General features: G+C 35.0%; 26 protein-coding genes and 1 pseudogene. 8 read left to right on the top strand and 19 right to left on the bottom strand.

The annotated features are described in order from the left end of the window. Nucleotides 1–610: 610 nt before the first annotated feature. From tnpC to ACQKOG_RS25675, 3 genes are all read right to left on the bottom strand, one after another. Nucleotides 611–2161 (bottom strand): IS66 family transposase, encoded by a 1551-nt coding sequence (gene tnpC, locus ACQKOG_RS25665; protein ID WP_427448494.1) that lies wholly within the window; start codon nucleotides 2159–2161, stop codon nucleotides 611–613. 65 nt (nucleotides 2162–2226) lie between these two features. After that, nucleotides 2227–2580 (bottom strand): IS66 family insertion sequence element accessory protein TnpB, encoded by a 354-nt coding sequence (gene tnpB, locus ACQKOG_RS25670; RefSeq protein WP_427448495.1) that lies wholly within the window; start codon nucleotides 2578–2580, stop codon nucleotides 2227–2229. Beyond that, entirely contained in the window at nucleotides 2577–2771 is a 195-nt protein-coding gene (locus ACQKOG_RS25675; protein WP_402872388.1) for a hypothetical protein, read from the bottom strand. The genes tnpB and ACQKOG_RS25675 overlap by 4 nt, the downstream gene beginning before the upstream one ends. A 245-nt stretch (nucleotides 2772–3016) precedes the next feature. Here ACQKOG_RS25675 and ACQKOG_RS25680 point away from each other — a divergent pair. Both ACQKOG_RS25680 and ACQKOG_RS25685 read left to right on the top strand, forming a co-directional pair. Continuing rightward, nucleotides 3017–3286 (top strand): annotated as a pseudogene (locus ACQKOG_RS25680) (hypothetical protein); the annotation flags it as partial. A gap of 274 nt (nucleotides 3287–3560) precedes the next feature. Then, nucleotides 3561–3704 (top strand): hypothetical protein, encoded by a 144-nt coding sequence (locus ACQKOG_RS25685; protein ID WP_415733107.1) that lies wholly within the window; start codon nucleotides 3561–3563, stop codon nucleotides 3702–3704. Between the two features lie 661 nt (nucleotides 3705–4365). Here ACQKOG_RS25685 and ACQKOG_RS25690 read toward each other — a convergent pair. The 10 genes from ACQKOG_RS25690 to ACQKOG_RS25735 form a co-directional block, all read right to left on the bottom strand. Next, nucleotides 4366–5322: an acetyl-CoA carboxylase carboxyltransferase subunit alpha gene (locus tag ACQKOG_RS25690; RefSeq protein ID WP_415733106.1), complete on the bottom strand. Its 957-nt coding sequence runs from the start codon at nucleotides 5320–5322 to the stop codon at nucleotides 4366–4368. Continuing rightward, nucleotides 5315–6163, bottom strand: a complete 849-nt coding sequence (gene accD, locus ACQKOG_RS25695; protein WP_370076081.1) for an acetyl-CoA carboxylase, carboxyltransferase subunit beta — start codon at nucleotides 6161–6163, stop codon at nucleotides 5315–5317. Before accD ends, ACQKOG_RS25690 begins: the two co-directional genes overlap by 8 nt. A gap of 21 nt (nucleotides 6164–6184) precedes the next feature. Continuing rightward, nucleotides 6185–6826 carry a FadR/GntR family transcriptional regulator gene (locus ACQKOG_RS25700; protein ID WP_415733105.1) on the bottom strand — a complete coding sequence of 214 codons (642 nt, stop codon included), beginning with the start codon at nucleotides 6824–6826 and terminating at the stop codon, nucleotides 6185–6187. Nucleotides 6827–7114: 288 nt separating this feature from the next. Continuing rightward, the gene (locus ACQKOG_RS25705; RefSeq protein WP_370076085.1) at nucleotides 7115–7288 is read right to left on the bottom strand and encodes a hypothetical protein; all 174 of its coding nucleotides are present in this window, start codon (nucleotides 7286–7288) and stop codon (nucleotides 7115–7117) included. 741 nt (nucleotides 7289–8029) lie between these two features. Continuing rightward, complete coding sequence (locus ACQKOG_RS25710) at nucleotides 8030–8410, bottom strand: GntR family transcriptional regulator (RefSeq protein ID WP_427448496.1); 381 nt, start codon at nucleotides 8408–8410, stop codon at nucleotides 8030–8032. Further along, nucleotides 8407–9999: a hypothetical protein gene (locus tag ACQKOG_RS25715; protein ID WP_427448497.1), complete on the bottom strand. Its 1593-nt coding sequence runs from the start codon at nucleotides 9997–9999 to the stop codon at nucleotides 8407–8409. The genes ACQKOG_RS25710 and ACQKOG_RS25715 overlap by 4 nt, the downstream gene beginning before the upstream one ends. After that, a complete protein-coding gene (locus ACQKOG_RS25720; RefSeq protein WP_370076091.1) occupies nucleotides 9989–10690 on the bottom strand; it encodes an ABC transporter ATP-binding protein in 702 nt (233 codons plus the stop codon). The genes ACQKOG_RS25715 and ACQKOG_RS25720 overlap by 11 nt, the downstream gene beginning before the upstream one ends. Before the next feature lie 187 nt (nucleotides 10691–10877). Next, nucleotides 10878–11657, bottom strand: a complete 780-nt coding sequence (locus ACQKOG_RS25725; protein WP_427448498.1) for an ABC transporter permease — start codon at nucleotides 11655–11657, stop codon at nucleotides 10878–10880. Between the two features lie 4 nt (nucleotides 11658–11661). Next, complete coding sequence (locus ACQKOG_RS25730) at nucleotides 11662–12564, bottom strand: ABC transporter ATP-binding protein (RefSeq protein ID WP_402868698.1); 903 nt, start codon at nucleotides 12562–12564, stop codon at nucleotides 11662–11664. Further along, nucleotides 12548–12799: a PLD nuclease N-terminal domain-containing protein gene (locus ACQKOG_RS25735; RefSeq protein ID WP_370076097.1), complete on the bottom strand. Its 252-nt coding sequence runs from the start codon at nucleotides 12797–12799 to the stop codon at nucleotides 12548–12550. The genes ACQKOG_RS25730 and ACQKOG_RS25735 overlap by 17 nt, the downstream gene beginning before the upstream one ends. 179 nt (nucleotides 12800–12978) lie before the next feature. Here ACQKOG_RS25735 and ACQKOG_RS25740 point away from each other — a divergent pair, with 179 nt between their 5' ends. Together ACQKOG_RS25740 and ACQKOG_RS25745 are read left to right on the top strand one after the other, a co-directional pair. Beyond that, nucleotides 12979–13518: a helix-turn-helix domain-containing protein gene (locus ACQKOG_RS25740; protein ID WP_370076099.1), complete on the top strand. Its 540-nt coding sequence runs from the start codon at nucleotides 12979–12981 to the stop codon at nucleotides 13516–13518. 34 nt (nucleotides 13519–13552) lie between these two features. After that, complete coding sequence (locus tag ACQKOG_RS25745) at nucleotides 13553–14413, top strand: YitT family protein (protein WP_370076101.1); 861 nt, start codon at nucleotides 13553–13555, stop codon at nucleotides 14411–14413. Nucleotides 14414–14528: 115 nt separating this feature from the next. Here ACQKOG_RS25745 and ACQKOG_RS25750 read toward each other — a convergent pair whose 3' ends face one another. After that, a complete protein-coding gene (locus ACQKOG_RS25750) occupies nucleotides 14529–15650 on the bottom strand; it encodes a YbfB/YjiJ family MFS transporter (RefSeq protein ID WP_427448499.1) in 1122 nt (373 codons plus the stop codon). 106 nt (nucleotides 15651–15756) lie between these two features. On the opposite strand from ACQKOG_RS25750, the gene ACQKOG_RS25755 reads away from it, so the two are divergent. Both ACQKOG_RS25755 and ACQKOG_RS25760 read left to right on the top strand, forming a co-directional pair. Then, complete coding sequence (locus tag ACQKOG_RS25755) at nucleotides 15757–16635, top strand: LysR family transcriptional regulator (protein WP_427448500.1); 879 nt, start codon at nucleotides 15757–15759, stop codon at nucleotides 16633–16635. Between the two features lie 204 nt (nucleotides 16636–16839). Further along, the gene (locus ACQKOG_RS25760) at nucleotides 16840–17148 is read left to right on the top strand and encodes a hypothetical protein (protein ID WP_427448501.1); all 309 of its coding nucleotides are present in this window, start codon (nucleotides 16840–16842) and stop codon (nucleotides 17146–17148) included. Between the two features lie 86 nt (nucleotides 17149–17234). Here ACQKOG_RS25760 and ACQKOG_RS25765 read toward each other — a convergent pair whose 3' ends face one another. From ACQKOG_RS25765 to ACQKOG_RS25780, 4 genes are all read right to left on the bottom strand, one after another. Continuing rightward, nucleotides 17235–18749 carry an ATP-binding protein gene (locus ACQKOG_RS25765; RefSeq protein WP_427448502.1) on the bottom strand — a complete coding sequence of 505 codons (1515 nt, stop codon included), beginning with the start codon at nucleotides 18747–18749 and terminating at the stop codon, nucleotides 17235–17237. After that, complete coding sequence (locus ACQKOG_RS25770) at nucleotides 18733–19434, bottom strand: response regulator transcription factor (RefSeq protein ID WP_427448503.1); 702 nt, start codon at nucleotides 19432–19434, stop codon at nucleotides 18733–18735. The genes ACQKOG_RS25765 and ACQKOG_RS25770 overlap by 17 nt, the downstream gene beginning before the upstream one ends. A gap of 213 nt (nucleotides 19435–19647) precedes the next feature. Next, the gene (locus ACQKOG_RS25775) at nucleotides 19648–20241 is read right to left on the bottom strand and encodes a DedA family protein (RefSeq protein WP_370076115.1); all 594 of its coding nucleotides are present in this window, start codon (nucleotides 20239–20241) and stop codon (nucleotides 19648–19650) included. Next, a complete protein-coding gene (locus ACQKOG_RS25780; protein ID WP_370076117.1) occupies nucleotides 20241–20813 on the bottom strand; it encodes a class I SAM-dependent methyltransferase in 573 nt (190 codons plus the stop codon). The genes ACQKOG_RS25775 and ACQKOG_RS25780 overlap by 1 nt, the downstream gene beginning before the upstream one ends. Nucleotides 20814–21247: 434 nt before the next feature. Between ACQKOG_RS25780 and ACQKOG_RS25785 the strand changes: the two genes are divergently transcribed. Continuing rightward, a complete protein-coding gene (locus ACQKOG_RS25785) occupies nucleotides 21248–21544 on the top strand; it encodes a hypothetical protein (protein WP_427448504.1) in 297 nt (98 codons plus the stop codon). A gap of 153 nt (nucleotides 21545–21697) precedes the next feature. Here the strand turns inward: ACQKOG_RS25785 and ACQKOG_RS25790 are convergent, their stop codons facing one another. Beyond that, entirely contained in the window at nucleotides 21698–22327 is a 630-nt protein-coding gene (locus ACQKOG_RS25790) for a hypothetical protein (RefSeq protein WP_370076121.1), read from the bottom strand. A gap of 390 nt (nucleotides 22328–22717) precedes the next feature. Here ACQKOG_RS25790 and ACQKOG_RS25795 point away from each other — a divergent pair, with 390 nt between their 5' ends. After that, nucleotides 22718–23617 carry a hypothetical protein gene (locus tag ACQKOG_RS25795; RefSeq protein WP_402868689.1) on the top strand — a complete coding sequence of 300 codons (900 nt, stop codon included), beginning with the start codon at nucleotides 22718–22720 and terminating at the stop codon, nucleotides 23615–23617. Nucleotides 23618–23664 lie beyond the last annotated feature (47 nt).

The following is a 23664-nucleotide window of genomic DNA, read 5'->3' on the forward strand; positions in this document are numbered from 1 at the left end:
AGTTCTGCTCCATCTAGTTGTTATGTTCATTATAAATAAAAGTACCCTATAAGAGAGACTTTTTTTAAGTGTCTATCTTATAGGGTACATTTTAGTAAGGGATTGTGTCTTTTTATTTTTTTGATGCATATTTAATTAGTGCTTGTGCTACTGCCTTATAATTTGGATTTTTTGCTTTCGTGATAATAATTTCTGGCACTCTTGTTTCTTTGTTGTTTTTCATTTTCGTCACTCCTTTTGTAATTTCAAAAGGGTTATACAAAAACAAAATTCTTGAGTGTAAAATATGATACAAAGTATTTTATGTATAATAAAATTTGTCCTATTACTAAAATCTGTAATGCTGTGTGTGAAACGATTCGAAACGTACTACTACAAGTAAAATCAAATTTCGCTCGTCTGAATCGCTTCTATCCAATACAAAAAATTATCATGAGTTTTTATCATGAGTTTGTCTGAAATCTTGACGTAAATCTATAGAACAGAAAAATTTAACTAAAAAATATAGTTTTTTCTGTTATTATAGAGTAAGCCCGAAATATAAAAAAAGCGCACCTTTTCGGTACACACGACGAATGGCCATCTATCCTAATTTTTTTCGGATAGATGGCTAGTTTGCACATGTGGCTTGGATTTTTTTCGACCAAGGCATGTAATTCTTTAAAATCTCTGGTTGCTGGTGAATTGGTAAATTTGGCAATTCTGTCATTAACGTCACTAGGTATTGATAGAAATCGATGCCGTTTGCTTTTGCCGTTTCAGCCAAACTTAAACAGATCGCATTTGCTTTAGCGCCTGCTTCACTAACAGAGAAAAGCCAGTTCTTACGACCGATCACATTTGGACGAATCGCATTTTCAGCTGGATTATTATCGATTTCAATTCGACCATCGAATAGAAAAGCCTTTAATCCGTGTACACGATTTAATGTGTATTCGGCAGCTTTGGCTAAGGCATTTTTTCCGAAGAAAGGCGATTCATCCACCCATTTTAAGAATTTCTCTACAATCGGCTTTGAATGTTGTTGCCTTGCTTTTCGGCGTTTACCTGGTGAAAGATGCTTGAACTGACGTTCTAGGTGATACAGTTGATCACAGTAATCCACGCCAATTTGCCCGTTTTTGCTATCAGGTTTCAGCCAATAACGTCGCACATGCGCCCAACAATTGGCGAACGTGACATCAGGTAGATTACCGTATGCCGAATAACCATCACAAATCAAGGCTCCTTTAAAGCCCTCTGTAAATTCTTCTAGTACAGAACGACTTCTCGATAATGCACTTTGAAAAAGAACGATGATTGGTCCTTGACTTGGCACGCTTCGGAACACCCAATTATAGGCGTTCGATTGACCGGATTTTCCGTCTGAACGTTTGATTATTTGCGCATAGGTTTCATCTACATGCAGAACAGATTTTGCTGTTAATGTCTGCTTCATCTGTTCATAAACCGGTAGAAGCCAATCTTCAGCTGCACGGATCACCCAGTTTGATAAGTTTTTATCATTCGTAAGCAGGCCATATCGTTCCCACTCCTTTACCTGACGGTAAAGAGGTAAGTATTGGATGAACTTATCATAGATGAGCTTTGCTAGAACGGTTGGTCCCGCAATGCTTCTCTGAATGGCAGCTTGTGGCGCTTTCCCACGTTTCATTTGTGCTTTTTGTGTGGCATCCATTTTACAGTGCTTGCACTCGTAGGCATGTTCAATATGCTGGATGCGCATCATTTTTGCCGGAATGAATTTTGCTTCTTCACGCGCAATAGTTGTACCGGCTTCGGTCATTTGGCCAAGGCAACAGTCGCATTGTGTATTGGTGGGATGATGATGAATTTCTTCTATTTCAATCCCATCATGAAAAGAATCATTCCGTTTTTTCTTATGTAGTTTACGGTTAACAGTGTAAGTAATCGTCGCTGTGCTTTGTTCTTCTGTGTGCTCAGATTCGTTAAAAGACGGATCGTCATCGAATAAAGAGCCTTGCCCGTCTGGTGCTTGATACTTTGATTTTTCTGATTTAGAGCCGTATAAAGCTTTTGTTAATTGGCGAACTTGTTCTGTTAGCACTTCAATTTGTTTCGATAAATCTTTGTTTTGGTTTTTCATATACGCAAGTTGTTCTTCAAGAAGTTGAATCACTTTTTCGTTAGAAGTGCTCATCAAATCATTCACCACATTTCGTTCAATATAAGTTATGGTTGATTATACCATCATAGAAAGCAAATTTAAAAGACACCTTTTGCAGATTTCGCAATTGCCTTTGGCTGCTGAAGCGATAATCCTTCCAATAGCCAGCGAAGCTCCTGTTGTGTTAAATTACGTACCTCATTTTCATCTTTTGGCCATTGAAGCTTGCCGTTATCTAATCGTTTGTAAAGCATGGCAAATCCATCCCCATCAAAGTACAAACATTTATAACGGTCTTTGCTCGTTCCAGAAAATAAGAAGATGGAATCGCTATATGGGTCTAGTTCAAAAGTATCTTGAATGTGTGTAGCGAGACCATCAATGCCTTTTCGCATATCGGTCTTGCCACAAATAATATAGATGTTTTGCACGCTCGTAAAATCATGCTTCATTGATTGCTCAGCTCCTTCATGATCGTTTGGATGATGCACTCATCTACGCCATTGAAGAAGGAAATTTCAGCCCCAGCTGTTTTAATGACACATCTTGGCTCAGAGGGAAATTGCGATGAATTGATAAAAGAAGACTTATCAGTGATGGGATCTAGTGTCACAGGGACAATTGTTAGTTTTGTAGTGGACATAAAAAAAGTGCCTCCTTTAATTGATACATCTATCGTACCGGAGGTGCCTGGTTGTTTATATGCGTTATTTGAATACGGGCTTACATTATAGATATAGGGATAACTGATTTTATAGTAGTTGTTACCGCTACTTATTTTTTAATGTTACTACCAGCCCTGGCGCCGTAAGGTGGTTAGGCTAGTTGGCATATTGGCAACGTTGCTGATCTGGGTACTTGGAAGAGTTATCCCTATTATTAAGAAGAGGCTTAGATGGTTCTGGCTTCTCAGGTATTTCCTTAGCAGGTTCCGTCGGCAGTTTGTTTGGCAATGCAATTGGTGGAGGTACCGCAACTTTAACAGCTTTAGGACAAATAACAGCTATTTTTGTAGGAGGCGGTACATTAATTCCCTGGGCATTAATCCCGGCTGCTGCAATATGCAATGTTAGCCCATTCGAACTTGCAAGGCGTAATTTATTGCCAGTGGCGATTGGCCTTGTGATTACAACTATTGTGGCGATGTTTTTAATATAGCATTGTAAAAGTAAGGAACTCCAAAGGATAATATAGGGTAAATAGTATAATAAAATAAAACTAGACCTTATATTTAGAGGATTTGAGTTTGATTATATATAATCAAACTTTATAATCAAACTTTTATTGTGGTCTTTTAATAAGGCTGTTTTCGTAAAGATTGTTGCTCTTCAACTAAACCAGCTAATAGTTTATCAAAGTTCAATTTATAATTACATATTTAACCAAATTAGTTTATTATTGATTATATATAATAAATTAAGTAGGTGTGAAAATGGATTTACTGATAGCATTCTTAGTATTTGTGGTAGGTTTTGAGCTTTATGATGCTATAAGAAAAGTGGATAATAATATCTTAGAGCAAGCAGAAGAGATAAAAAAATTACGCGAAGAATTAGCAAAAGGTACTAATAATTAAAACTTCCTCTTCAACTAACAGGTGCTGTAGTTAAATATTCGATTTTCGAAATATAAAACATAAAAACAGAGTTGATTCCACATATTTTGTAGATTAACTCTGTTTTTATGTTTTAATTGCAACAATCTTTTAGAAAACAGCCTTTAATAAAGATTGATAATTTTCTTATTCCACAATCGGGCCATTTAACGGAATAAGCCTTGGGGTATTCCTAGTAACAGGGGATGGACCTTGTTCCACAAATGTACGGCTTAGCTGAACAAATAGTGCAGAGTTTTCTCGTATTGTGCAATAAATATTAAGTATTCTACTTATAATTGTTTAGTTTATAATGATTTTAAGGAGCTGATTTTTATATTAAATGTTAAAAATACAAGTACATCCGTTTTTGATGTTGGTTTGGAATAAAGTTTGATTAATAGTTTGTTGCAAACGTTGATTTATAATAGAAGAAACCCACGCATTTTGAAAAAAGTTTGATCAAAATGCGTGGGTTTTATTTAAATGCGAAGTTATTTTTATCAAACTATATTATAAATGATCAATCTTTTTTACAAACTACAACTCTTTTTTCTTCCATCATTAGGATATTAATTTATTTAAGAAACAATTTTTATCTCTTTACGAACAAATTCACATGTCCAAAAACCTAAAAATGAATTTAAACTTCTGTATATTGTCCAATCTTTCTGAATTTCTCATAGCGATCTTCAATTAATTGTTCGCCATTTAGAGAATTCAATGCTTTTAGTGTGACGCTTATACATTCTTTTATATAAGATGCTTGCTTCGCAACATTGCGGTGTGCTCCACCAGTTATTTCAGGGATTATTCCATCAATAACGTCGAGCTCTTTTAAGTCAGGTGCTGTTATACGCATTGCTTCTGCAGCTTGCTTCCCTAGGCTACCATCTCGCCATAAGATCGATGCAGCCCCTTCAGGCGAGATAACCGAATACGTTGAGTTCTCTAACATAAAGACGCGATTAGCTACCCCTAATGCAATGGCACCCCCACTTCCGCCTTCCCCAATAACAATACTAATAACTGGTACTGTTAGAATCGCCATTTCAGAGAGAGTTCTAGCAATGGCTTCACTTGGGCCGCGTTCCTCGGCTGCCTTACCCGGATAGGCTCCTTTTGTATCAATAAAACAAATAATTGGGCGCTTAAATTTCTCAGCTTGCTTCATTAAGCGTAATGCCTTACGATATCCTTCAGGGTGTGGCATACCAAAATTTCGTCGAATATTTTCTTTAGTTGATTTTCCGCGTTGATGTCCAACAATTGTTACGGGCTGTCCTTCAAAGAGAGCAATTCCTCCAAGAATAGCTGCATCATCACCAAATGTACGATCTCCATGTAACTCAATAAAGTTTTCACACATAGCTTCTATATATTGTAAAGTTGTTGGTCGTTCTGGATGTCTAGCAACCTGTACACGATCCCATGGCTTCATATTGGCATAAATAGATTGTTCTAGCTGCGTTAGACGTGTTTCAAGCTTTTCGATTTCACCTGTCATATCTACATCTGCCTCTGTAGCAATCGTTTTTAATTCATCAATTTTTTCTCGTAATTGTATTACTGGTTCTTCAAAAGCTAAATTTTTAGACATGTTGCACACCGCCTTTTGTATGCATTTTTACAAGCATTACTACTTGATTTCGTAAATCCTTCCGATGGAAAACTGCATCAAGCTGACCATGCTCTAGTAAAAACTCTGACTTTTGGAAATCATTTGGTAATTTTTCTCTTAATGTTTCTTCAATGACACGGCGACCAGCAAAGCCAATCAATGCTTGTGGTTCAGCAATATTAATATCTCCAACAGAGGCAAAGCTTGCTGAAACGCCACCGTATGTAGGATGCGTCATGATCGAAATAAATAATAGTCCTTCTTCACTATGACGTTTTAACGCCACACTCGTTTTTACCATTTGCATTAATGATAGAATACCTTCTTGCATGCGCGCTCCACCACTAGCAGTAAAAATAATAACCGGTACACGTAATTCAATAGCTTTTTCAACGGCACGTGTGATTTTTTCTCCTACAACGGAGCCCATTGAGCCCATACGGAAATGAGAATCCATAATGGCTACAACAATTTCTTCTCCATCAAGAGTACCTAACCCAGTCAGTACAGCTTCGCTTAATCCCGTTTGTTGTTTAGCCACTGAAATTTTTTCTACATAATCAGGGAAATTAAGTGGATTACTTGTTTGTAAATGATCATCCATTGAAACAAATGAACCTTCATCTAAGAAATATGCTACGCGCTCCTGTGCAGTCATTTTGAAATGATGGTCGCATTTTGTACACACTTTATGATTTTTTTCTAATTCCTTTGTTAACTGAATGTGACGGCATTCTGGACATTTTGTCATAAGTCCTTCTGGAAATCCCTTTTCCTGTCCGTCCTCTTTCTTTTTACTAAATAAGCTACGTATTGCCATGTTTTACTCCCCCTTTGTTGTCTAAATGCCTTGTTCAGCATTCATCCACTGTTCGTAAGCTTTTAATGCTTCTTTTTCATAGCCAAGCTGCATCGATTTCAACATAGTTTGAATGATTAATTTTTCTTCTTCTGTTGAGTTTCGATTTAAACGGTCACCGGTATAAACTGCTAACTGAAACCAGACTTTTAGTGAAAGACGATTTCCTGACGTGATGATTATTTCTCGTAAAACATCCCGACAATTAATCGTACTTTCTATCTCTAGCTTTACAAAAAAACTGCCCCACACTGGTAGTGGTCGCAGAGTCTCTGTACAACTTATAACGCGAATGGCTTCCTTTTCATGAATTTGTCGCGTTAATTCGACATCCTTTTTTGATTTTTCATCTTCTAATATAAACATCGACAATATTTCTACGAGCTGATGCTTTTGTGTAGAAGCTAGAAACATACCTTCCCCATGTCTCGTTTCGATAAGACCTAATAACTCTAAACTTCGCAATGCCTCTCTCACAGAGGATCGCCCGACACCTAGACGTTCTGAAAGGACTCGTTCGGAAGGTAACTTTTCACCAGCCTGTATTTTTTCTATTTTAATAAGTTGTCGTAATTGTTGGACAATATCTAAAAACACTTTCTTTTGTTCGGTTTTTTTATCCATACGATCAACTCCTCGGTCAATCTATTCGCCTTGGAATAATTATGCTGTCGCTTTCCTTTCGCGCAGATAAACAATGCATCCAAAGGCTTTATCTTCATTCAGTAGGTGTTTGGATACCTACTATAAAGAAACAAAATCCACCACCTTCAGATGATGGCGTCTCTTACTGAATGAATTCAAAAGTGGTCTGGCCACTTTTGAATTTGGCTTTATCTTACAAAATAATTATTTGAAAGTAAAGAAAAAACTGCATAAAAATTTATGCAGTTTCTAAAATTCCCTTCAATTTCATATTCTTTTCGTCGTTTGTGCATGTTTTATTTTCACTTGAGGTCTACCAAAGCGCTTTTCAAGCGTTCTCTCAATGTAAAGCAATTCATCTTCTAGTAACAGCTCTTGAACAAGATGAAAAACTTGCGGGAATAAGGTTACAGATACCGTTCCAAACTCATCCTGAAGCATGTAAACGGCGACCTACAAGGAAAGCACGTACCTGGCATCGTCCGGACGTGGCCCACTGAGCCAATACCCAGGGTTATTAATCGTAACTTTTTTATAATCGTCGCGACTTTATTTTAAACATCGTATCTTTTTTATAAACATCGCAACTTTATTTCAATTCTACATTTGAAGATATTATTATTACTAATTTAACAGGTTACATCACCATCGCTGATGTAAACATGTGGTTTAATTCGTTTGAGCAAACATGCTATTCGTTTATTAAACAAGAAAAAAAGTATAAGTTGTTAGTTAACCGTAAAGGTTATACCCCAGAACATTTTTCTGTACAAAAATTATGGAAAGACAAATTTTTCTCAAATGGTATATTAGACAACACTATTGCAGTTGCTTTTTTAATAGAAGAAGGGGATATTCTAAATCACCTGGAACAGTCTAATACTAAAGATAATGTTATATTCTCTAGTAACTATGATCAATTAATTGACTGGCTTTCTAAATATTAATAAAGACTTTCTAAATATTAATAAAGAAATTCTATTTCTAAGTTACTAAAAGATAACTTTTTATATTGCACAGTTGTGTCAAAAGTACGCTTTATGAAATAAAGTGGATTATTTCAGTGACCTTGATAAATTTGGTAGTCTCTTATTTTTTATATCCCCCACATCCAAATGGATTTGACTATAAAAATTTGAAAGAGATGGCTTCTGTATATTGCAGAAGTCACCTCTTTTTCTTTTAAGGCTCAATATAATATTTTCGCAAATTCTCATGAAACATCTGCTGTAATTGATGTTCGCTAATCCCTAAAACATAAGCTTCACACATTATCTGTTCGACCATTATAGATATTTGTTGAAGGTTAACATCCTTTGCTTCAGCAGACTTTTTAACAATTGCTTTTGAGCTAGGTTTTATATCGATTATTCCTTTCTTCTGAAGCTCCTTGTAGCTTTTATGGACGGTATGAAGATTGAGGTTTGTTTTAGCTGCTAAATCACGAATGGAGGGCAACAGGTCACCATTTTGCAAATTTCCTGTCGCTATTTCACAAAGTAGTTGCTGGGTTAACTGCTGATAAAAAGGAATTTTACTCATTGGATCTATTCTTAAATTCAATTGTTCACGTATCCTTTCATATTCTTTCCTTCAAAAAACTTTTTATAGATTACTGTAAATGTACATAGAGTTACAATTACCAAAATAATTAGGGCTGTCATCGCTGGAGAAACATTGAAAGTAAGCAAGCTGAAATGAAGAAGCGCAACAACAATCAATAATGGTAGTCCATATAGCAGGCTTATTAATACTGTAGGATTTGATTTTATTGCTTCAGATGGATTAGACCATTCAAGTAATGGATGCCTTCTATCATAGAGTGGGGACAATAAATTATACGTAATGACTAATAATAATGTAATCAATAAATGTAGTCCCGTAATAATATCGCCTCTACCAAATAGCATGTAAATGATATAGCTTATTACAGCCGATATTGTGCCGATGCATGATGAAGTCATAACTTTTGCCATGTAAATTTTTTGTGGATCAAATGGCAACGTCATGCTAGATGCATAGTATTTCCCCTCTCTTGAATAGGGAGTTCCACTAATATTGTTCATACAACTCATGAACAAAACCATATAGACAAAAAGAAAAGATTCATTGTTAATCATCCATTCAGCCTTTAAAATGTTCGTCTGTAAAGTTAGAAAAATGATTGTACAAATTGGCGTTAAAATAATCCCTAAAATAGCTTGCATTTTAAAGTATGGTTCAGACTGGATAATCCAATATTCACGTTGCAAATAATTGAGCAAACTACTTTGAATATCCCTCCCCCAAACTTTGGTCGTTTTTTCTATTCTACTTACAAGCAAGCCATGTTCATAATACTTAGACGCAATCATTTTTATAGTTGCATTAAACAATAAATAACATAGAGCGAATACTAGGATGAAATAGATCAAACTTTTTGTAGTAGTCAATGGCAAAAGCGTCTTCACCAATGAATGTTGCATTGCAAAACGATAACCTAAATCGAGAAAATCTGAAATTAAAGCACTTAAGGAAGATATTGTTGAAGTATCTAATTTCGCTAAAACATTGCTGATTGCATGATAATTTTTTATTAGAAAGTACAATATTGGGCTTATTCCAATACCAAATATAAGAGTCATCCTAACAAGCAAATACACGGATGTATTGATAAATACACTGCGATAATGATTCAAAATGGATAATAAAAATAGAAGGAACAGTACAATTAATACATTCATGATCAGTAAAAATGCAATTGATTTTACTGCGACAGCTAGCTTAAACTCTATCAGTAATATGAAAAACGTCGGTATTGATAGAATACTTACTACCATCATCGGTAAAGCTACTCCACTTATTATTTTCGACATTACAACCCGTTTCGCTGAAATGGGCAAATGAGCAAATATAGTAAAATCACTTTGACTAAACACTACCGAAATAGCAAAAAATGAAATCAATATATACGTCACACCATTTGAAAGGAGAATATTATAAAATAAATACTCCTCAGGGGTCGCTATAAAGTAAATAATTAGAGTAAGCACAAAATACTGAGTGGCTACATAAATGAATGCAATCAAAAGGAGTACTTGAATAACTGGCTGCTTTGGTTTTGCATAAAAAGATGTTAAAAAGAATTTGATTAATTGGATATTATCCTTCATTTGCTTGTTTCTCCATAAAAATAGTCTCTAAGCTTCCATCGACTAGCAAATTCTCAACACGATCATGCAAGACAATCTTTCCATCTTTTAAAAACGAAATTGATTGACAAATTTTCTCGGCAACATCTAACAGATGAGTGGAAAAGAGAACGGTTCCACCCTTTTCAACGTACTCTTTCATACAATTTTTAAAAGCAACGACAGCTAGTGGATCTAGGCCATTTATCGGCTCATCCATAATAAGGATAGGCGGACTAATTGTAAAAGCAGTAATCAACGCAATCTTATGAAGCATTCCATAAGAATACGTTCCCATCGGTTTATAAATACTTTTTTCCATGCCAAAGATGTTAATGAAGTTTTGTAGTTTTTCATCATCAGTTTTTTCATATAGTTTCAAAACGAAATGTATCCAATCATATGCAGCTAAATTTGGAAATACATGAATCGTATCAGGTATATAATAAAATTGCTTTTTATATTCGAGTGACTGTGATTTCGCAACATTATTAATCATTATTTTTCCGCAATTTTGTTCTACTAATCCAGCAATACAATTTAATGTCGTTGTTTTACCTGCACCATTCCCCCCAACAAACCCCAGTATTTCTCCCTTTTCTATTTTTAACTCTACACCCTTTAAAACCTCATGTTGTCCATATGATTTCTGTAAATTTTGTATCGATAACAATTTCATCACCTCATCCCATATCATTTATATCACCTAATGTTTGAACACGTTCTGAAAAGCGGCTTAAACCCGTATTCATCACCCCATAAAGTGGCGAAAGACATCTGTATCTGTCGCTTTGCTTTCGATACAAAAGACATCTGTAACTGTCGCTTCGCTTTCGCACAGAAAACATGGCTGAAAGAAGTTAAAATTTCTTTTTCGCAATAAAACTTTGCATCGTAATGATCATCAATAAAACTAACAGCAGTGTTACTACAATATTGATGCCATACCAAGATCCCATATCACCCGACATTAGAATATTTGTTGCATACATACTATTACTAGCAGGATTAACAACGTCCATTATTGGATGTAGCCCAGCGATAAAACGACATATTAATAAACTAACGATACTTATTAGTGCAATAAATGCAGGACTTTTAAAAAATGTACTCATCATCGCAACAAACGTAATGATGAATAACAGCCAAACACAATAAAATACTAATGCCCATAAAGCTTGTGTCATAGGAACAGTAGTAAATAAAAATGCTGAATAGCCATAGGACACTGCATAGCCAAGAGCTATACATATAACAGCCAAAATATAATGGATGATGATTTTACTATTTAAATAAGAAGATATCGATACTGGCCTTGTTAGGATAAATGCCATCATGCCATTAGCTTTCTCTCCTTGGATAATACTCATAGTGGCAACGGCCAGAATAATAATGCCCAACTGATCAAACTGTGAATTTAATGTTGAGGCAAGTACCTCCTGTCCCACAGGCTTTGCCATCGTAGGATCAATTGTTATACCTTGAACACCACCAGCTGATTGTAAAATAACCGGTAAATAATACATCATAATCGGTTGCGTTAGCCCTAGTAAAATAAATACAATAGGGAGCCAAAATATTTTAAACTCCCTTGCCATTTGATGTACTTCTTTTTTGCTTAATTCGATAAAAGCATTCATTCATTTACACCACCAATTCTAAAAATATTTCTTCTAGATTGTCTTGAATACCCACTTCAAATTTAATAAACATCACTTTTGAATCCAGTCCGTGCTGTATTAATCGATTAGCATCTGTTTCCAAATTTTCAACGTGTATTTTGAAGCCATTTCCACAGCTTTCGATTTTCTGCACATAAGATAATTGTTCAAGCATTGTTAACCACTGAAAATCTACCTTACGAATCATTAAAAAGATAGCTGATTCTTGATGGCGCTCAAGTAACTCTGATTTTGTAGCATCCTCTATTTTGTGACCATTTTTAATCATCACAAAGCGCTCACAAAATTCCTCCGCATCGCTCAATATATGCGTTGATATTAAAACTGTCGTTTCTTTTTTTATCTCTTTTAATAGATTTAACACTTCTCTTCTCCCTATTGGATCTAGCGCTGATACCGGTTCATCCATAATCATTAAAGCTGGCTTATGCAACAATGCTTGTGCAATACCAAGGCGTTGCTTCATACCACCTGAAAATGTCCCGACATGTATATGTGCTTCTTTCCCTAAGCCTACCTTTTCTAAAAGTAATGGAATTTCTTTCTGCAATTCATTTTTTGATATGCCTGAAAGTGTTCCCATAAAGGACAATGTTTCAAATGCTGTCATCCATGAGAAAAAATTAGGATACTGAGGTAAGTAACCAATTTGATTTCTCATAGCTGAAATCTTTTGACCATCAAGAAGTATTTCTCCTTTGTCTGCATTCAAAATGTCGGCAATGATTTGAATTAACGTGGATTTTCCCGCTCCATTTGGTCCAATTAATCCAACACACTCATTGGAATCAATGACCATTGAAAAATCATTCACGGCTGTTTTATGTTTAAACTTTTTCGTAATATTTTTAATCTCTAAGCGCACGTTTATTTACATCCTTTCTACCAATAATGAAGTATAGAACAGAACCAATTGAGTTACAGAACAAAATAATAATTGTCCACATCAGTATGTTTTCCCGCGTATGTCGGTGCCTATATAAATCGAATAATGCAACAATGATTAGAACAAATCCTACGAATATCAATGGCAAAATGATTGGAAGTATGCTTGCCCAATCCAGTTGGCTTAACTCATCAAAACCATAGTGTAATTCCATTCCTAAAACCTCCATTCATTATCATTATCGATAATGATAACATAAGGTGTAAAAAATTTCATTACCTTTCTACTGTACATCTGTAAAAAAAATATATAGTATATTTATTGATAATGTTCTCATATTGATAACATTTGATTGTGCTTCCCTTGATTCCATCTGATAGGAGGATCGTTTTTATGCGGAATAAAGCAGAGGTTTTAATGCACCCTGTGAGAATGAAAATTTTACAAGCTCTAATGCACGATAAAGAAGAAGGCTTAAGCACTTTGGAGATGATTTCTATCATAAAGGATGTACCTCAAGCTACTTTGTATCGTCACATCCAAATCTTAATGGATGAAAACATCATAAAAATTGTGAAAGAGCGAAAAGTACGTTCTGTTACAGAAAAATTTTATGCATTAAATGAAGGAGCAGAAAAACTTAGTCAGGAGGATTGGACACAACTAACGATCAAACAAAAATTAAATTATGTTTCCAACTATCAATTAGCTTTACTATCTCAATATCAAAATTATTTAAATTCACTTGATGAAGAAGAAAGACTTGCAGATTTAGCAACTTTTTCATTTATCGATTTGACATTAACGACTAATCAATTTATGAGTTTTGAAAATGAATTAAACGATTTAATTCTTAAATACTATAATATGGCCGACTCAAGCAAAGAGACTGAGACAAAAACAATTGCTATAAATATTATTCCAAAACCTTAAGTAATATTTTTACGTAAAGAAATGGAGAAGATTTATGAAAAGAAGAAAGACAGTAGAAAACACACGAAAATTTATCATGATTATAATTGGCGCCATCATCGCAGCATATGGACTAGAAGCGGTATTAATTCCGAACGATGTCATTGATGGTGGCGTGACAGGTATTAGTATTATGGGCGCACACCTCTTTGGTATTCCATTAGGCGTACTGCTCTTTGTATTAAACATTCCGTTTATTTGGATTGGCTACAAACAAGTAGGTAAAACTTTTGCATTGATGAGTAGTGCTGGGATAGCAGCTCTCTCTATTTCCACAGTTCTTATGCACGATGTTAAAACAATTTTAGGTCCAAATGATCCGTTATTAATTGTTTTATCTGGTGGTATGTTACTTGGTGTTGGGATTGGGATTGTCTTACGTAACGGTGGCGCTTTAGATGGCTCTGAGGTTTTAGCCGTGTTGCTATCACGTAAAATTCCGTTTTCAGTCGGGGATATTATATTATTTATTAATGCCTTTATTTTCTTAGGGGCAAGCTTTATTTTTGGCTTAGAAAGCGCATTATACTCAGCTTTAACGTACTATATTGCGAAAAACGTTATCGATATTATTCAAGTAGGTTTAGAAAAATCAAAAGATGTTCGTGTTGTCAGTGCAAAATCAGAGGAAATTGGTGATGCGATTCAAGCTCGTTTAGGACGTGGTGTTACATATACTAAAGGGCGTGGCGGTTTCTCCAATGAACCAACTGATATATTAAACTGTGTCATTAACCGTATGGAAGAAAATAAACTTGTATCGATTATTAAAGATATTGATGAAGGTGCCTTCGTAGTTATTTCTGATGTTTCAGAGGTACGTGGTGGGAACTTCAAAAAACGTGATATCCACTAACACAAAAGTAAGTAAGTCGCTCGTTGACTTACTTACTTTTGTGTTTATTTACTTACGTCGCGAGCTCTCCGACTTTCTCTTTTTCATATTTTAATCCACTAATTAGACATAAAGCTCAAACTACTACAACAGCTGTTGCGCCAAACAATGCATACTGATAACTGTTTGTATAATTGGCTAATGTTCCTGCAAGGGAAGGACCTAACACCTGTCCCAAAGCATAACCAGCTGTTAGATAACCTAATATTTGATGACTGTTCACTGGCACTATTCGTCTTGCTAATGTTGTGGCCACAGTTGTAATTCCCATAAAGGTTGCTCCAAAAATAAAAGCACTAGTGTATAGTGTCATCGTATTTGTCGCAAATGCTGGTAAAACAATGCCTAGCCCTTGAAACAGCATAGAAATCAATAATGTTCTCACATAGCCGTATCGCTGTGCCAGCTTAGAACAAACTATGCAGGATGGCATCGCTGCAATCCCGACAACAAACCACACAAAGCTAGCATCACCATGAAAATCCGTTGATTCTTCTGCGATTGACACGATAAATGTTCCCGTGACAATATAGCCAAGGCCCTCTAAGCTATAAGCTAAAATGAGCCATTTCATCCATGTCGTAGGCGGGAATTTTCGCAGTGCTACTGTCTGACTTGATTTCTGTTGTGTATGTTGAGTAACTGGCTTAATGAAAAATACAACGAATACAAGTAATATGACACTAAATAACGCCAAAGCAATCCATGTTCCATCCCAATCAAACATTGCATGAATGGGCGATACAATAATCGCACTTAGAGCAATCCCTGTACCTACCCCACTATAAAAAAGCCCTGATAAATGTGATTTACCATTCCCAGCTAACTGATCGAGTACAAGGCTTGCAGCTACTACAAAAACAAATGCACTCATAACCCCTGAAATAAAACGAAATACATACCATGCGATAATAGCATCTGTAAAGCCCATCATAGCCGTTGTCAAAATGCTAATAATGAGCGATATTTGTAAAAAGGGAATACGCTTATCCCCGATTTCTAAGCGACCAGCGACCAATGCCCCTACTAAGTAGCCTAAATAATTACTCGTTGCTAGAAAACCTGCTGTGGCACGACTAAAGGCAAAAGTATCTTGCATATACGGCAGGATAACCGTATAGGAAAAACGACCAATGGCCATGGCAATGACTAATGCAAAAATGCCCCCTATTAAATATTGAAACGTCTGCTTGTGCATATTCTCCCTCCCTCCTTCCTCCTCAATATAACAAAATTCCAATTATCACAAATAGCACGAATTCGTTATAATAGATATCAAATAAACTGATGGCTGGAGGGAACTTATGAATATTAATGATCTCTTAATTTTTCGGACAGTCGTGCAATCAGGTAGCTTCTCCAAGGCTGCTGCAGAACTTAATTACACCCAATCCAACATCTCTATGAAAATACAAAATCTAGAGGCCATGTATAATACAACTTTTTTTCATCGAGGACATCGAGGAATCCGCTTGACTCCAAAGGGAGAACAATTTTATGAAATAGTATTAAAAATGCTACATCTCTATGAAAAATCCTTTGAAATACTTCAGGATACCGAGGAACATAAAGGACATTTACGTATCGGTTCAATGGAAACGACTGCGGCACTGCACTTACCTACCTTGTTAACGACTTTCCATAAAGCACATGAACAGGTGGATTTCACGATATTGACAAGTCCATCCCAACAAAATATCGAACGGTTAGAAAACTATGAATTAGATGGTGCGTTTGTAAATGGACCCGTATATAAAGAAAATATCCTTGCGAAGGAATTTGTTTATGAGGAGCTTGTTGTCATCACATCTAGCAAACATAAACGAATTGATAGCCAGCGAGATTTAGAGGACAGCACATTTATTACTTTTCCTCATGGCTGCTCATATAGAGCTATTTGGGAGCATTGGTTGCGTGAAGACGGTGTGCAACCACAAAAGCGTATGGAATTTGGCACCCTCGATGGAATCATCGGCTGCGTTGCTGCTGGACTAGGTATAACATTACTACCACGTGCAATCGCTCAAAAATATATGGATACTCAGTCACTGTCGCTGCACATACTAGCAACAAAGCAGTCTCAAATCCCGACCTGGTTTATTTATCGCAATGACGAAGTACAATCACCTGCACTAAAATATTTTTTAGAGACGATTGATGCATACAAATATCCTTCGGTTTGAAGGGTGGGGGCTATCCACGCTTTGAGGCGGGGCTATCCATCTTTTTAAGGGTTCTATCCACACTTCGAGGCGGGCTATCCATCACTTTGAAGCAGCTATCCAGCTTTTTGATAGTTCTATCCGTCACTTTGAGGCGGGGCTATCCATCATTTTAACGATTCTATCCATCACGTTTAACATCAAGATATAAAAAAGGAGAAATAAATGGATTTATTTATCGCAAGTAATCGCCAGTTACCTATCCGTTATTACGTCAATGAAGCGATTTGGATTCGTCGCGGTTGCTTAAGTTTACATCAATTAACACTACCCTTTTTTGTAGAAGTAGAAATGAAAAACCCACTTCATTTATTTAAAATTACAGAATATGTTCAAGAAGTTCAAAAACAATATAGCTATACAGAAATTCAAATTATTATTAAGGACAAGAATATTTTAATGCACTTACAAAAGAGCCTCCCTCACTCTAATGCCAATCATATTCTCACTATTGAGCAACTCATTCGCCCTTGAAAAAAGGTAGCATTGCTCTAATGCTACCTTACTAATTTTATAAATTATGCCTTGGCATAATTGCGTCCGGAATCCGCTGAAAGAAGTTAAACTGTAACTGGCAGTTCGATGATAAACTGCACCATACCTTCCCTATACTTCGCGTCAATTTTGCCACCATGTAATTCTACTATGCTTTTAGCAATAGCAAGTCCAAGTCCTGAACCTTCCGCTACACTTGTTCTAGATTGATCTTTTTTATAAAAACGATCAAATAAGCTCATTAGCTCTTCAGAAGTAAATTCATCACTTTCATTTGCGACACAGATTTGAACATTACTTTCTTTTCTTTCAAGAGAAACAAAAATCTCGCCATCACCGGTACTATATTTAATTGCATTCATTAATAAATTATCAAAAACCCTGACAATTTTTTCAGAATCTACTGTAACAAAGACTCGCTCGTCCGAGAAATCTTTATTGAATGAACGATGGTTTTCCTCAGCTTGCGGAATCAACTCCTCAATTAGCTGATCAAGAAGTTCATTGATACATACCTCTTGTTGTCCAAGGATAATGCTTTCATTCGTAAGCTTCGTATATTCAAATAGATCATCAATTAAGTTTTTTAACTGTTCGGATTTGGAGAAAGCAATCTTTAGATACTCATCAGATTGCTCTTTCGTGTCGTATCTCTCATCTCTTAACAACCGTAAATAGCCCATAATTGAGGTAAGAGGAGTCCGTAAGTCGTGTGATACATTGGTGATTAATTCATTTTTTTGTTTTTCAATTTTTCGTTCCATTTCAATACTTGTCATAATTGCTTCAGCCATATGATTTACATTGTCTGTTAATACAGCAATCTCATCCTGGCCTTTTTTCTTAATGCGATAGGCTAAATTTCCTTTAGCGATTTCCATGACTCCCTCCGCCAACACCTCAATTTGATTCATTTTTCGTTTCGTTATATAGAAGAATGAAAAGGTAAATACAATAATTGCACTAAACAATGGGATAAGACCCTCATTCGAACTCGCGATAACCATCCCCTCAGGAATACCACTTACAAAGAAATATAAGTTTTTTTCTTCTAAAGTTAATGGATAAAAGACAATAAATTCTTCCCGCGATTGCTTGATTGTCGGTATCTCATAATTATAGAGTGGATGGTTTACCGCAAAATCCATTACATTCCTAATCTTATTATGCAAATTGATTTGTTCCTCTTCCACTTGCTTTGTTTTGTATAAAACCTTTCCGTTCTCATCGGTAACGATTACTTTTAATGCACTTTGTTTCATTTCAAGTTTTAAATTTTCTGATTCAATCATTTGCTGTATTGCTTCTAAACTATTATCATTGCTGGCTAGATCTGCGGCTCTCTTCGCTTGATCATTTATTTCCTGCATCCCTTGACTATAATCAATCTTAGCTGTTTGGTTGATGTTCAAAGCAAATGAAAGAGCGGCTTTTGCTCCAAGTAAACCTAAAAATGTACAAAGAATAAAAGTTGTCAAAAGTTGTATTCTGATACTTTGCCGTACTTTTGTAATGGTATTTATAATGAGCAATTTAAGCTTGTTTAGTATGTATTTAAATGGCTTAATGATCTTTCTCAATTTTATAACCTACTCCCCATACTGTTTTAATATATTGAGGATTTCTAGGATTTGTCTCAATTCTTTCTCGAATTTTTCGTATATGTACCATTACCGTATTTTCAGACTGTAGAGCCTCTTCCTTCCAAACCTTTTCATAAATTTGCTCAGCACTCATCACAATGCCTTGATTTCTTGCAAGCAACTCAAGAATTGAAAACTCCCTTGACGTAAGCTTTACCTTTTCATTGTTGACGATTACTTCATGTGTGTCGGTACTGATTCGCATATCACCAATCTCTATCTCATTCTCGTCTATCATATCTGAACGATTCATTTTGATATATCTACGAAGCTGAGATTTTATGCGCGCAATTAGCTCTAATGGATTAAATGGCTTTGTTACATAATCATCTGCCCCTAATGTTATTCCAACGATTTTATCCATATCCTGAGACTTTGCTGACAGCATAATAATTGGCATCTCCGCTATTTCCCTTACCTTCATACACATTTCAATGCCATCCACGTTCGGCATCATAATATCTAGAACAATTAAATGTACTTTATGCTTTTTTAAAAGACTCAAACCCTCTTCTCCATCACTTGCTTCTAGAACTTCATAGCCTTCATTTTTTAAATAAATGGCAATAAGATTTCTAATCTCTTTTTCATCATCAACTATTAGTATTGTTTCTTTACTCATCTAATCCCACCAATTTCAAAGTATATTCAATTATTTTATTCAGAACCATTATCTTAGCGTGCGGTTGATTAACGTTCCGACTGAGCGCTTTCCAGTGGTATCCAGTCTTCACTCTAATCAACCTATTGCATGCAATATATTTCCTATTAATATTTACAGTTCCTAATTTTAACTATTTTTTTATTTTTCGTATATAAAAATAATAAAAACATCCTACAATACCGTCTTTAATTTTCGTCTATAAAAATAATAAAAACACCCTACAATACCGACGAAAACACCAAAATATATACCGTATTTTGTTGCTAATATTGAAATGGTTTCAATGTGTTTTCCAAAGAACAAACCAAGTGTAAAGTAAATCGATGTCCAAACAAAACCTGCTGTGTAGTAATACAAAGCGTATTTTTTAAACGACATGTTGTTCATACCTACTAAGTATGGAAGTATATGTCTCACGATTGGTATGAAGTAGCTTATAACTAAAGCAAAATGACCATATCTATCTATTAATTCTTTTGACTTTAATAAATATTTAGCCTTGTTCTTTTTCACCAATTTATCAAGTATTTTATGGCCAAACACTTTACCAAGGATAAATCCTAAGGAAAGTCCTGAAACTGCACCAAGATAAGTTATTATAAAAGCTTTTAACACACTCATTTTATCTAATGAAGACATAAAGCCGCCGCTCATAACGATCATTTCATCAGGAAGGGGCATACCCACGATTCCTAACCATAAGCTAAAAAATAAAGCAAAATAACCATATTGCTCGATATATGATACAAGATCCTGTAATCCCATTAAATAGCCCTCACATTTCCAAGTTTACAGCTCAGCACATAGGCAGGTGGAAGGTTAATCCATACTTTTTCATGTGTAATATCCTCAAAATAGTTTTGGATAAAGGATTTCCTAACAAGTGAATATTGGAATGTAATAAATTTTCCGTCTTCTAAGCATTCCTTTACATTTCGTAAAATACGTGAGGAAACGACAGAATCCAAAGACGTAAAAGGTAATCCAGATACGACATAATCAATTTTTTCGATTTTTAATGCTGACATATATTTGCATAAATCCTCAGCTGATCCATATATTACGATTATACTCGGCTCATGTGCAAATTGTTCACGTAGCTTTTCATAAAAAATCTCATTATTTTCAATAAGAATTAACTTTGTTGACTGCTCTTTTCTTTTTATTAATTCTTTCGTAAACGAACCTGTACCCGGACCTAGTTCAACAATACATTGGGCATTTTCAAAACAAATTGTTTCGACCATTTTTTTGGCTAGTTTTTTTGAACTAGGTGAAATCGCACCTATAGTTTTTGGATGTTTTATAAATTCAGTAAGGAACGTGATAAATTGCATAAATTTTCTCCCCGATCATTAGTAATTATTAGATGCTTTTACTATAAAGTGCATTTCTTAAAGAATTGCGGGGAGATTTCTTAAATTTTTCTTAAGAGTTTACATTATTTAGCTGTATTTATAATCGGATAACTATGATTAAGACTTTGTTTCCTTGTCCTCTTTATTTTCAGAGACTACAGGATTAATAAATGAAGCACCAATGATACTAATGCTTTCCTGGGGGCATCCGATGAGCCGCTTCGCAGCAGTGTCTCAACTTTGACGCTAATCCTAAAGGAGTCGCCTAGTCTACACTTCAAATAGAATACGTTTTAACAAATGTCATTCACAACTTCTAGTGATAATCTACACAAAAACAAATATGGTAAACAAATGAAAATGAGGTATATTATTCTATTTTTATAGTAAAATTTAATTTGGAGGTGATAAATATGCAATATATCACAATTGAAATAATTGATACTATAGGATTGAATCAAAGAGAAAAGAGAATGTTACAAAATACTGTTTTAAATTTTGCAGCTATGAGTAATGCTATAATTTTTAAAGAAGATTTAGTAATTAATCCCTTGGGTGATGGAAACAAAAATATTGGCGTGGTTATGGTTTATGCTAAACCATTGGACGAGGATCGTGGTGAAGAGTTAAAAAAATCTTTATCAAATAGGTTCTCTGTATATTTTAAAATGAGTGATCTGGATTTGAAAGCTCAAATTAAAATGCATTGATGTATTGGGTGATTTTTTTAAAAAACTATCTTTTTAGATAGTTTTTTTTCAGCATAATCTATTAATTTCTCTACAAAGTGTTATATACCTGTCTATTTGGGAAATGCTCAAAAATACAATAAAAAAGAACACCCAAATTAGGTGTTCTCCAACTTATTTACTATCATTCAAATCATCTGGATAAACAACTTTGTTAATTACCTCTCCATTTGATTCATCTTTAAAAATTACTGTAACTTTAAACTTCTCAGGATCCGTTCCGCCAAAAAGTTGATAATACATACCCACTATAGCAAGTCCCATTGATGACATAGCATCAAAACTGCTTTCAAACTCTTCTTTATTTACAGTAAGCGTAAACTCCGTAAAAGACTTGTTATAAGTTACGTCTTTAATAGAAGGAAAATCATCACTAGTTTTAATCTCGTCTACTGTTTCTAAAACACTTTTTTCTAGCTCTTCCATCATTTTTTTATGAACTGATTTAGACATTTTGTATGTCACAGAGCCGTCGTCGTTTTTGATGGCTTCCTTAATTCCTTCTTTTTTTGCTTCAGTAATCGCTTGATCAATGTCCTGACCTTCATAAAAAGAAGCTGGTATAGTAACCTCAACATTTAAAAGTCCTTTATCAACTTTTAACGACTCGTCTTTAGATGTTTCTTCTGTTGTTTTATCAACATTATCGGTTTTCTTACCACTATCACTTTCTTTATCTTGGCTACACGCTACTAACAAAAAACCTAGTAGCAATGTCAGTGGTAATATAAGTAATTTTTTCATTGTTTAAATCCCTCCTTCATAACTATACATAAGTGAATGTAGATTTACTATACCTAATATAAATCACTTTCTCTTTCAGGTAGTCATCGAATTTATTAGAAAAATATGAAATTTGGTCAACAAAACCTATTAAGCCTATTTGCAAATAATTTCCTAATTGCATTTTAGAACGTTCTTTTGAAGCAGGATTGGGGTACAAATTGGGGTACACGTTAAATGAGTACCCCCTCTCCCACTTTATACGACTTAAATTCCCCTTAAAATTCAGAGAAGGTGTTCAGGTCATTAGTTCTAATGATTATTTCCTACACAAAATAGTCATACAATTGCTTCCAGTTGAATAGAAACCTATATAGAGTTATACGGAAAAATAAAGTGGGGTGTAAAAGGATGCTTAAACTAAATGATGCAAAAGAAACGGTACTCGGAATTGTGCAACATGACCCATTGTTTGTCGTAATACAAAATACACCTTTAGAAGAAATACTTTATAACGACGACTATTTAGCGCATATTGAAGAAACAAATTATTATTCTACATCAGAAGTCGCAGGTTGGTTTGAAATTACGGATGCGATGCTTCGCTATTACATTAAACCATTTGAACAGTATATTTTTGATAATGCTTCGAATAGCCCAAACACCAATATTCGTTTGAACCTTCCTGCCATCTTAAGACTTCGTATGATTTTACTGCTAAAAGATGAACACCGCGTCAGAGGCTTAAAACATCTACTAGGAATTGATGACAACGGTCAACTCTTCAAACATCAAATAACTGCGACAACTATGGGCACTGATGATTTAGCGAATAAAGTTGATATTCTTGGAAATGTTCTGCAGCAAATGATACAAACAGGACTTTTTAATATTCTTCCAAACGAAGAACATGGATCCATACAAGTAACGATCAATCAAGACTTTCTCGCACAAAACATTCAATTAGTATCCTCGGAATCAGAGCTTCAAGTAGAAGAGATTCAGAAAGACACAGCTGAACTTAAACAAGAAAATGAAAATCTACAAAAACAAATTTCAGAACTGCAAGAGCGTAGCGTAAAGGATATTGTTCAAAAAATTCGTGAGCGTCATATTGAAAATGAAATTGTGTCGACATTACGGACAGAAGCATTACAGCAATTTACAGCGAAAAATAAGGCAGGCTTTTTCAGAAAAACTTTTCGTTCCTCTCAAATTGAGATGGAAAAGGAGCAATTTGTGTTGAGTTATATTTCGGAGCACTTAGAAGAACGTTTAGAAGTAGCACTGAATAATTATTATGGAGAATAAATATCTTCAAATTGATATTACATGTGAAATTGTAATCACTAAGCGGA

It is taken from the genome of Lysinibacillus sp. NPDC093216 (assembly GCF_050280325.1).
In the GTDB taxonomy this organism is placed as follows: domain Bacteria; phylum Bacillota; class Bacilli; order Bacillales_A; family Planococcaceae; genus Lysinibacillus.